General features: G+C 62.5%; 9 protein-coding genes. 6 read left to right on the top strand and 3 right to left on the bottom strand.

The window, feature by feature from the left end:
• Positions 1-763: 763 nt before the first annotated feature.
• Positions 764-2200 carry a DUF6880 family protein gene (locus ACH107_RS26260; RefSeq protein WP_412508586.1) on the top strand — a complete coding sequence of 479 codons (1437 nt, stop codon included), beginning with the start codon at positions 764-766 and terminating at the stop codon, positions 2198-2200.
• A gap of 254 nt (positions 2201-2454) precedes the next feature.
• Positions 2455-2682 carry a hypothetical protein gene (locus ACH107_RS26265; protein WP_412508587.1) on the top strand — a complete coding sequence of 76 codons (228 nt, stop codon included), beginning with the start codon at positions 2455-2457 and terminating at the stop codon, positions 2680-2682.
• Positions 2683-3333: 651 nt separating this feature from the next.
• Here ACH107_RS26265 and ACH107_RS26270 read toward each other — a convergent pair.
• Positions 3334-3990 (bottom strand): helix-turn-helix domain-containing protein, encoded by a 657-nt coding sequence (locus ACH107_RS26270; RefSeq protein WP_412508588.1) that lies wholly within the window; start codon positions 3988-3990, stop codon positions 3334-3336.
• The gene (locus tag ACH107_RS26275) at positions 3987-4349 is read right to left on the bottom strand and encodes a hypothetical protein (protein WP_412508589.1); all 363 of its coding nucleotides are present in this window, start codon (positions 4347-4349) and stop codon (positions 3987-3989) included. Before ACH107_RS26275 ends, ACH107_RS26270 begins: the two co-directional genes overlap by 4 nt.
• Positions 4350-5544: 1195 nt before the next feature.
• On the opposite strand from ACH107_RS26275, the gene ACH107_RS26280 reads away from it, so the two are divergent.
• On the top strand, positions 5545-7293 hold the full coding sequence (locus ACH107_RS26280) for a DUF927 domain-containing protein (RefSeq protein WP_412508590.1): 1749 nt from the start codon (positions 5545-5547) through the stop codon (positions 7291-7293).
• 51 nt (positions 7294-7344) lie between these two features.
• Here ACH107_RS26280 and ACH107_RS26285 read toward each other — a convergent pair whose 3' ends face one another.
• On the bottom strand, positions 7345-7611 hold the full coding sequence (locus tag ACH107_RS26285) for a ribbon-helix-helix domain-containing protein (protein ID WP_412508591.1): 267 nt from the start codon (positions 7609-7611) through the stop codon (positions 7345-7347).
• Positions 7612-7634: 23 nt separating this feature from the next.
• Between ACH107_RS26285 and ACH107_RS26290 the strand changes: the two genes are divergently transcribed.
• From ACH107_RS26290 to ACH107_RS26300, 3 genes are all read left to right on the top strand, one after another.
• Positions 7635-8156: a hypothetical protein gene (locus ACH107_RS26290; protein WP_412508592.1), complete on the top strand. Its 522-nt coding sequence runs from the start codon at positions 7635-7637 to the stop codon at positions 8154-8156.
• 74 nt (positions 8157-8230) lie between these two features.
• Positions 8231-8800, top strand: a complete 570-nt coding sequence (locus ACH107_RS26295) for a hypothetical protein (protein ID WP_412508593.1) — start codon at positions 8231-8233, stop codon at positions 8798-8800.
• An 87-nt stretch (positions 8801-8887) separates the two neighbouring features.
• A partial coding sequence (locus tag ACH107_RS26300) for an AAA family ATPase (protein WP_412508594.1) occupies positions 8888-10260 on the top strand: 1373 nt, incomplete at its 3' end.

Consider the following 10260-nt stretch of genomic DNA (forward strand, 5'->3'; position numbering starts at 1 on the left):
CGCGCCAGGTGTCGAGCTGTTCTTGTCGTCCATGGTCCATTCTCCTTCGATGGAAAATTAGCGCTATGAACTGTCTCAGGAAACCGTGCCCCAACCCAATCGTGGCCGATCCCGCATCATCCGTGAATGGCACAACGGGTAAGGTTCCAAGGCTGAGATCACGAGGCGCAGACCGTTCTGACCAGAGCGCAGTGCGGCACTGAGAGGGACAGTAGCAGGGTGAAATGATCATCTCGGATCGGCCATCACGGGCATCCCGAGCCGCAGGAATTGCGCGTCAGCCGGTCTCTCGGTGCGGTACGCAAGGGAATCCCGACGATGCCGCGATTGTCGAGAAGCGGTGTGTTCCGCCTTTCAGGGATGCTCTCGCGACTGCGCCGGAGCGCGCTTGTTCGGCAGGTCTGACGTCGAGGGCAGCATGTGGTCCGCTGTCCGCCAGGCCGAAGCCGCTCGGCATATCGTGGAGTCTTTTTAGTCGTTCATATGGTTCGTTGTGTCTTTCGTGCCTTATTGAACATCTTTTCATACCTGAGGGCCGGTTTTCGTGCTGATCAACGAAACCGGTTATGATGTCCAGATTTATGATTATGACGTGCAGTTTGTCGATTATGAATGACACCCTAAGCGCGTAAGGCAGGATTGCCCGTGGAATTTCGCAGTTACGGCCGCTCACACCGCCCCCAAGGCGCTCCCGCATCGATTGTCGCGGCGAAAAAGTGATGTAGTGTGGCGGTCAAACACGCATGAAGGTCGGCTTTTACCGATGTCTCGCAAGACGCTGAACAAGACAAACCTGGAGCGGCTGGGCAGCGCGGCGCTGGCCGATCTGGTGCTCGATCTCGTTGCCGGCAACGCCGCCCTGCAGCGGCAGGCGCGCATGGCGCTGAGCGCGGCGCAGGGGCCCAAGGATATGGCCGCCGACATCCGCAAGCGGTTTGCGTCGCTGCGCCGGGCCTCAGGGTTCTTAGACTGGCGCAAGCAGCGCGCGCTGGTCAAGGAGTTGGGCGGGTTGCTCGACATGATCGAGGCCCGCATCGCGCCCGACGCGGCCGACACCGCCTTCGAGTTGCTCTGGTCCTTCCTGCACCTGGCCCCGTCGATCCATGCGCGCACCGACGACAGCAACGGCGCGGTCGGCGACGTGATGGGCCGGGCGGTGGACCTGATCGGCGCGGTCGCGCCCCGAATCACCGCCGAGCCGAGGGCGCTGGCCGAGCGCGTGCTCGAAGCCGTGGCCGATGCGGACTACGGCGAGTTCGACGGGATCATCCCCGCGACGGCCGAGGCGCTGGGGCCGGAGGGGCTCGCGCACCTCAAGATGGTCACCAACCAGTGGGCCGACACGCCGCCCACCCAAGCCGAACTCGACAAGTGGCGGCGCTTCGGCCTGTCCACGGCGCCCGAGGAGATCGTGAAGCGCAACCGCGAGTCCACCCGCTCGATCATCCTGGCCGACGTTGCCGATGCCGAGGGCGACGTGGACGCCTACATCGCGCGTTTCACTGACGAACAACTCACCTACGGCACGATCGCCCCGGGGGTTGCGCGGCGCCTGCTGGACGCCAGCCGCGTGGAGGAGGCCCACGGCATCGTCACCCGCGCGCGGGCGGCCGAGCAGGGCAAGGGCCCGCGGATGTTCCGCCACGACCTCGACGAGGTGTATGAGGAATGCCTGCAAAAGCTGGGCCATCACGACGCCTTGAAAGACCACCTGTGGGACCGCTTCCGCGCCGGGCTGAGCGCCCCGGCGCTGCGGCGGTACCTGTCGCTTCTACCGGATTTCGAGGACATGGAGGCCGAGGAGGCGGCCCTCGATAGGGTTGAAGCGCAGTCGCACCCGGTCTCGGCGATCCGGTTTCTAGTGGACTGGCCGGCCCCCGCGCGGGCCGCCCGGGTGGTGCTGGCGCGGGCCGCCGAGCTGGACGGGAACAGGTTCGAGACGCTGACCCCCGCCGCCGAGGCGCTCGATGCCGACCACCCGCTCGCCGCGACGCTGATGCGCCGCGCAATGATCGAGGACACGCTGCGAAGTGCCAAATCGAAACGCTACCGCCACGCGGCCCGGCACCTTGCCGACTGCGCGGCCTGCGATGCGGCCATCGCGGACTACGGCGACCACCCGACGCATGATGCGTTCCTCGCAACCCTTCGCGAGGATCACCGCCGAAAGCACGGGTTCTGGAGCCTCGTCGACGGGTAGCTGTAGGAGCGTCTTCTGGATAAGTTGCACGCACACGATACGCAAAGCCAGAGCAGTCGCTCTGCGATCACCAAGTATCCATGAGTGACTTGAACCAGCTGATCTCGGCCGGCCCGACTGGCCGACCGAAACTGCCGCGCCGGCCCCACTGAGTCGAAGGCCATACGGTCTGCGCGGGCCTTTCGGTCAGGGTGCGGACGTGGCAGCCTCAACTCGGCGGCGGCGCCGCACGATTTATGAGTAAGGAGCACACCATGGGACTTGGAGATATGCTGGCCGGCGCGATGGACGCATTCGGCGGCACGGACGAGATCATCTCGAAGACCAGCAAAAGCGGGATCGACCACTCCGCGCTGGCGGAGGTGGACCCCGAGGCCGTGACGGCGATGATCGAGGAAAAGGCGATCAACCTGTCGATGCTCGAGGGTCTCGGCCTGTCGGTCGAGGACGTGATCGAGAAGTTCAAGGAACAGTTGGGTTGATCAGCGCGTGACACGGGCCGGGCCCGCCCGGCCTCGTGATCGCACCATCCATTATGCCGACACAGGGATGGCGAGAATGGACGTCGAGCCTGTAACGCCGATATCCCGTACGACCTTAGCAGTTGCAGCATTCGACACAAAGGGCGGAGAGAGGACTTTCGCTGCAGCATCGAGCCATTCAGGCCGTCGTTTTGGAAGCCGACTTTTGGACCATCTTCAACGCGTGCTTGGCGTTTCCCTTCGTACGAAGCGACGGAGATCATCCGCGGCTGAGAGCCTGCAAGTAGCTCGCAGACGGTCAGTGCCTCATATTTTGGGAGGGTAGGTTACAACAGCCTACCTCAGCTTGAGGTTTCACGGGCAAACCAAGCGAACCAGAGCCGACGAAAATAGGCATCCATAGCCGACCCACAAACAGATTTCGTGCCAGGGACGCCATGCCGAGACCTCCTCTTCGCTCTTCATCCTTGCTACGTCGACAACCTTCTTGCGAAAGGTTGAGTCCGTAATGTCTGGCCGGTCGGCATTCTTTATTCTCTGCAGGATCTTGCGGTTTCGGTTGAGGCGCCATACCGGCACCGAAAGCACTGCCAAGCCAACGACCCCGAGAAGATTAGTGAAGGTCTCGAATGACACGGAGTTGCTCTCGGATCAGTGCTTTTTGGCCCCACTTGTTGGCCTAGATGGCGTCTTCAGCACTACGGTCGGCTTCGAATAAATTTGCGAGATCACGCTTGCCGTTCCAACAAAAAGCCCGGCGCCTTTCTGATCCTTGGCTTCATCACCAATAACGGCATATTCTCTACCGCTTACGCCCACCTTCGCGAAACGCGGTGAGCCTTGCACAATTAACTCCTTGGTAGGGTGAAGGGCCACGGTAACTTGGCCTCGCTTTTGAGCTTTCGCGCCCTTGTAAGCCTCCACTACTTGCCAGAGCTTGCCCTTCTGGCGGGCGACGCGGTGCACTCCAGCTATCATCCTTCGGGTTACTGGCTTCGAGACGACTTGCGGATGCTTGACCTCGACGGGCTCATCGTCTGTCTCGAAGCTGAGCCACAGCTTCTTTCCGCAAGCCTTCATGAAGCGATCCATGCTGTAGATCTCCGGCATCGGACCGGTGGGCGACTCCATGCCAGAGAGGACCGGCTGCGAAATGCCGGATTCAGCAGAGAGTTGCGCCTGAGTAAGACCGGCGTCCTTTCTGGCAGTCCGAAGCTGCCGTGCAATCTGAACCCGCAACGGATCATTCTCGAGCAGCTCGACCGCGTCCGGCCGCTTTTTCCGTGCGGCTTTCATCAGTTTGCTCATCGATCGCTCTCCCAAGTAAATGAGGCGCTGCAGCCAAGCTGCTGAACGACGACACCCGGCATGCGCTGGCAGATGTCGTCAAATCCCTGCTGCGAGATTTCGTGCACGTCGACACGGGTCGAGGGCGGGCTTTTGACCGAGATCACGACGTTGACCAAGCCGTCTCCCGGGATCGGAAGTGCGAAGACCTCACGCTTGACGTTGAGAACCCCGCATCGGTTTCGGGGCTCCGGAACCGTGTGCCTGAGGTCGTCGATCAGCTCGAGGAAGCCAGCCGCTGTTTCCGCTGTAAGCCCTTCAAGCTGGACCATAAAATCCTCCTCGAAGCCGTCACACGCTTCCACGTCGCGCCGCTTCATGGATCCCACCCTTGAGTGAATATACGTTCGAACATATAAGAAGTCCACAAGTTTGTGTTGCAGTGCTCGGAGGCCCTGCACAAGAGAACCGGCTCAGAGCCTTGTGGCAAGTCCTGGAGACCCCCGGCGCCGCAGGATGCCGTTTGGCTGATCTGGTGAAGCTGCGCTGCGGCGATGGCGGGGTCGGCGAGTGACCGCTTTGGGCCGAGCCGGCCTAAACCCTCGACCTTCAGCGGCGCCCCTCGAAACGTGGGTTGAGGTGGACGTGTAGAAACGCTTCGAGCAATAGGGTCATGGCATCGCCATGTTGATCCGGAATTCGAATGTTCGCTCGCCCGGTGTTCTGAAATATCCAATCACCTACTTGCGCTTCAGCACCATCGAACTCAAAATCGTTTCTATTAGTCCAGATATCCCTCGCAAAAGTGCTTCCTGCTCGCCTCGTGCCGTAGTGTTGACTGGTAAACCGTGGAGAGTACCCGGTTTGACCAATTCTTAGCCACTCCTGATCTCGAAAGAACAGGTACACTCCGCGTTCATGTCGTAAGGGGCCTGGTCGCGTATGTGGGGCAGCATTGAACTGAAGTGGAATTGGCGCAGGCACGACCCCATGCACCCCATGGATCTCAAGGAACCGATCCAAAAGTTCTCGAAGCTGTTGTTCTATTGCGTCTCCCCCTGAAATAAGTTCAGCATTTCTATCATGGCACGCGTTTTGCCGCGTATGCAACCAACCAGAGGCGCGATGCTTGACCCGGCTCACCAAGTTTCTTCCATTTGAGAAGCTGAACACATACGGCCGCTCCGACAAAGCCGCGGTGCAGCATCCGAGAGCCACCACAATGTCGGCTGTGGGCCGACTCCGGACATAGGTTCGACGTTGACGGGCTCCGATGTCGCGAGTTTTCCAGTTGATTATGACATGCACCACGAAAAGTGTTCATGGACAGGCAAAGATGCAGAGGTGGCGCGAGACCTTCGGGACGGGGGCGAGGTCTGGCTCGGACGGCAGGCTCACTCCGGACAACTTTGCGGGATATTCTCGGAGGAACTGGGCCACGGGGTAGTTATCCACAGAAAAGCGCGCGCCATCGAAATCCCGGACAACATCACCAACGATTCTTTCGTTCGGACACATTATCTTGTGTGAAGCGCGGGTCATCTGATCCACGCGGTCTGGAACGGAGGAAGACACATGCCAAGCCTTAGCCTTGTTGCCGACGGCGCGCCGATCTCGCTCAATTACCCGCCGGAGGGGTTCCGTCTTGGTGCACGGTGTCTCTACGCGGAGCGGATCACGCGGGACGGCGAGATCGAGCTGCAGCGACTTTGCGGCTGGATATCGGTAATCGGCGTCACTCACGACGTGCACGGGCGGGAGTATGGTCGAGTCGTCGAGTTCATCACCATCGACAACCGACGGCTTCGACGGGTCATACGCGCCAGCGACATTGTCGGCGCACGAAGCCGCGTCATCCGCAATCTGATCGACGAAGGATTTGATGTCGAGCTTACCGGGCAACAGGGGCTCGCAAAATGCCTTTATAAATGGCGTCCTGCGGCGCGCTTCACGATCACCCATCGGCGCGGCTGGCTTGCCGGCACCGAAGCATTCGTGCTGCCCGATGGCGTCACGAAAGGATCGGAGAACGTCATTTATACCGGGCCGGATGACTTTCGCGCACCTCCCGCGCGCGGGACTCTCGAAGGCTGGAGCGATGAAATCGCGGCGCGTGCGCGGGGGAACCCGCTGCTCATGGTGGCGATTTCGACGGCATTCGCCGGTCCGCTTGTCGAACTATTGGGTCTTGAAAATGGTATGCTGCATTTCCGTGGCGGCTCCTCGTCTGGCAAGTCCACGTTGCTCGCGGCAGCCGCGTCAATATGGTGGGGGCCCGAAGGCGTCAGGCGCTGGAGGGCGACCGACAATGGGTTGGAAGGCACAGCAGAGCGCGCGAACAGCATGCTGCTTTGCCTCGACGAGCTGGCCGAAGTCGATGGACGAGCGGCAGACGCTGCCATTTACATGCTTGGAAACGGTCAGGGAAAAGCACGGTCGAAGTCGAACGGACAGCTCGGGCAAGCGGCGCACTGGCAGCTGATGATGTTGTCCAGCGGCGAGATCAGCTTGCGGCAGAAACTGCAGGAGGCCGGGCGGACTGCACAAGCCGGGCAGGCTGTTCGCGCTTTGGACATCGAGGCGGATCAACAGACATTCGGCGCGTTCGACGATCTTCATGACTGCGAAGATGGCCGGGTCTTCAGTGACGCTTTGCGCGATGCCGCGGCAGCGCATTATGGTCACGCCGACCCGGCGTTTGTCGCCGCCGTCCTGAACGAGCCAAAGCGCGCACGGCTCAAGGCGCGACAGCTGATGGAACGCTCCATCCAGAAGGCCGAAGAGCGGCATCCGCGCACCGGGTCAGGCGTGCCGGGCCGGGCCAGGAAGCGGTTCGCGCTGATTGCAGCGGCCGGCGAGCTGTCAACGCACTATCACATCTCTAACTGGAACAAGGGTGATGCGATGGAGGCTGCGCTGGAGACCTTCGGGCTCTGGCTCGAAAACCGGGGCCAGCACCACGATCGTCTGGAGGAACAGGCTGTCTTGCGCGTGCAGGTTTTCTTGTTCGAGAACCGTGACCGGATTCACGATCTGGATACGGCACAGTCAATTCCGGAGCCTTCAGCGTACGCGAAGGGTGATCACATCTTTCTACCCACGCAGATATGGGAGCACATCCACGATGGAGAGTGTCCGAAGCGTGCCGCGCAAGCCCTTCAGCGCCGCGGGCTTCTGGAGTTTGGAGACGGGCGGAACATAAAAGCGCGCATGCCGCAGGGCGTGACGGGTGAGAGCCGGGGCTACAAGCTGCGCCGCCGCATTCTTGACGATGTCGTGTCGGATATGTCGGAAACGTCGGAAGGTGCTGACAAAAAACAATAATCCCGTTCCGACAGCGTGTAACCATGTCGGATAGTGTCGGTCAGAACGGCCTCACGACCCAGGTGGGTTCCTGTCGAGCCAATCCGCGAGGATACGCCGGATCATCTCTGGTCTGGTCGGTATGTCGTCTTGCTCGCGACGCACTTCGTCAAGCTGTCGTATCATCTCGCGCGGAAGCCTCACCATCACGCCTTCCGTGTCGGATTTTGGCCTGCCCACACCTTTTTTCATGACCGCCCCTTGATTTTTCTTATTTTCGATATCATAAATTGACGAGCGGGGCAAGAGATCCGACCCTCTTGCCCGCGCTCTAACCATCACGATCTGAATAGGAGATCATCATGGCTACGGCGATCGATACCACTGCCCTCCATCCGGCGAAAGGCTGCGCGCCGGCGCACACGCCCGTTTCCCGGGCATTCAACCACCTTCTGGCGCAGCTCGAGTCATTTGTCGCGCACGAGCAGTCGGTGGATGCACCCGGCATCGATATCCTGTCCGAGGCGTTCCGGAAACGCCTGGCAAAAGCGGAAGCGGCGCGCGAAGCGCTGTGCGAAACTGTCGGCGACGTGCTGGTCGCGCCGGATTACAGGCCCGAAGATCGCTCGCTGCGGCGGCTGGCGCACGTTCTCTATGTGATGCTCACGTTCGAGGACGACGGAGACCGGCAGCATTTTTATCAGTCGACGGTCCGGCACCGCGACATCTTCGCGATCGACGGGCAGTCGCCTGCCGCGCGGCTGACCAAGCGGTTGTCGCAGAGCTTTTTCAGTCACTTCGATGATCTTGCAAGCCTTCGCGAGTTCGGCGGCGACGGTCTTTTCGTCTTTCCGGAAACGGATTTCGCGCCGGTCCCGACCTGACGTCACACACCTTGTTCTTCTGCGGGTTGGCAGGTCCGGCCCGCGCTCTTTTCCCACGAACACGGAGGCGTGACATGCCCCAGCAACTGCCGTTGCCCGGCTTCCACCTGCCGGAGCGCCCCGCCGAAGCGCGCATCGCCCGCACCGCACTTGCCCACTATCCGCACTTGGATGGCGCCACGCTCAGCCGCTATGGCAAACAGCTCGGCGCATCCGGCGAGCTTCTTTTCGACAGCCTCATGATGCGGCTGGGCGAGCGCGTGGTGCCGGCCGACGAGCACGAGCATTTCGACCGCGTTCTCTGGCTTCCGGACATTTTCCTGCGTGTTCAGATCAAGACCCGGAACGTGCCTTCGGGGGCCAGCTATCATTTCGAAATCCGGAAAGGTTACCAGCGCGGCCCGGTCGGCACCAAGCCCTACGCACGAGCGGACTTCGACCTTCTGGCCCTCGTCGTGCTGCCCGAAAGCGTGATCAAGTTCACCGCCGCCTGGCGCCCGTCCCACGTCGTCGCAACCTCGGAGATACCGGGCCTGCGACAGAGACCGCGGCAAAGCCTCGACACCGCCCTTCACGACCTCGGGCTTGCCGACGCCGTCCCGGACAAGTGTCCGGACACGACCCCCGGCACCGCCGCCGCCTGAGCTTCCCGCCTCTTCAATCCACCCGACCCGGCGCGTGTTGGCGCGCCCGGGCCGGCCCCGCCATGCGTGACTTCAAGAGGATTTCCCATGTCCGAGACACAGACACACCACGACCTTCCCGGCCTCACCGATGCCATCGCGCAGCTGCGCCGCGCCGCGCCCGCGCGGACTGATATCGATGACCTCTACGGCGATGTCTTCGACGACCCGCTGCCCGAACTCCCGGACAGCGGTCCGGTGGAGGTAGCCAGCGCATTGAGCGCCGTGACGACGCTGCAACTCGGCGCGGCGCATGCCGCCGCCGGGACCCCCGGGATGATCCCGCCGCCCGGCGTGCTGCACGTCATCGAAGCGCCCGATGCCGCGGCCCGCGAGCGGGTTGAGAAAATCGTTAACGCCATGATCGACGCCGGTGCCACTTCTGGCGTGCAGAAGCCGCGGGTCGTCGAACAGGCAGGATCCGGCAAAGGCGTCGACGCGGAAATGACGCATACCAAGATCGAGCGGGCGCTGCTGCGCGGGCTCGGCGTGATCGCCATCCTGCACCCCGGATCGCCGCTGCCGGACAAGCTGCGCCGCCGCGTCGCCCTGACGCTGCCACTCAGGCCGATCAGCGCCGCGATGCTGCGCGCGTTGCTGTCCGAGATCCATGACGTCACGGCACCCGCGCTGGACCTGTCCGACGCCGACGCGGCCGGGCTGTCGGACCTCGACCTCGCCGCCATCTTCGCCGCGCCCAGTATTGACGCGGTACAGGCCGAGCTTGCCCGGCTGACCGCGCCGGACACGAAACCCGGACAGGTCACGCTCGCCGATGTCCACGGCCAACCCGCTGCCCGACAGGCACTCGAAGACCTCTGCGCCGATCTCGCGGAGTGGCGCGCCGGTCGGCTCGCATGGTCCGAAGTCACCCGGTCCTTCCTTCTTTACGGCCCGCCCGGCAACGGCAAGACGATGCTTTCCGAAGCGCTGGCCGGCTCGGCCGGGATCCCCCTGATCGCCACCAGCTACGCGGACAACCAGCGGCGCGGCCATCAAGGCGACATGCTCAAAGCCCTCACGGAAGCCGTCACCAGCGCCTGCGCCAACGCGCCGAGCGTCTTCTTCATCGACGAGATCGATGCTTTTCACACACGCGGACAGAGCCACAACGGCTACATCATCGGTGTCGTGACCGGCCTGCTGACCCAGCTCGACCGCCTGATGAAGACCGAGGGCGTAATCCTGCTCGCCGCCACCAACTATCCCGACACCGTCGACCCCGCGATCCGGCGCGCGGGCCGGTTCGACCGGCACATCCCCGTCACGCCCCCCGACCGCGCCGGCGTGCAGGCCATCCTCGCCGGTGCCAGTCCGGACATCCCCGCGCCGGATCTGGCCCGCCTGGCCGATCGCCTCCTCGGGCAGAGCGGCGCCGAGATCACGGCCCTTGTCCGCGCCGCTCGCACCCGCGCACGCCG

The organism is Roseovarius halophilus (ex Wu et al. 2025) (assembly GCF_047086965.1).

Coding starts and splice junctions, on each gene's coding strand:
- ACH107_RS26260 (WP_412508586.1), top strand. CDS start 764: ATGTCTCGCAAGACGCTGAACAAGACAAACCTGGAGCGGCTGGGCAGC.
- ACH107_RS26265 (WP_412508587.1), top strand. CDS start 2,455: ATGGGACTTGGAGATATGCTGGCCGGCGCGATGGACGCATTCGGCGGC.
- ACH107_RS26270 (WP_412508588.1), bottom strand. CDS start 3,990: ATGAGCAAACTGATGAAAGCCGCACGGAAAAAGCGGCCGGACGCGGTC.
- ACH107_RS26275 (WP_412508589.1), bottom strand. CDS start 4,349: ATGAAGCGGCGCGACGTGGAAGCGTGTGACGGCTTCGAGGAGGATTTT.
- ACH107_RS26280 (WP_412508590.1), top strand. CDS start 5,545: ATGCCAAGCCTTAGCCTTGTTGCCGACGGCGCGCCGATCTCGCTCAAT.
- ACH107_RS26285 (WP_412508591.1), bottom strand. CDS start 7,611: ATGGTTAGAGCGCGGGCAAGAGGGTCGGATCTCTTGCCCCGCTCGTCA.
- ACH107_RS26290 (WP_412508592.1), top strand. CDS start 7,635: ATGGCTACGGCGATCGATACCACTGCCCTCCATCCGGCGAAAGGCTGC.
- ACH107_RS26295 (WP_412508593.1), top strand. CDS start 8,231: ATGCCCCAGCAACTGCCGTTGCCCGGCTTCCACCTGCCGGAGCGCCCC.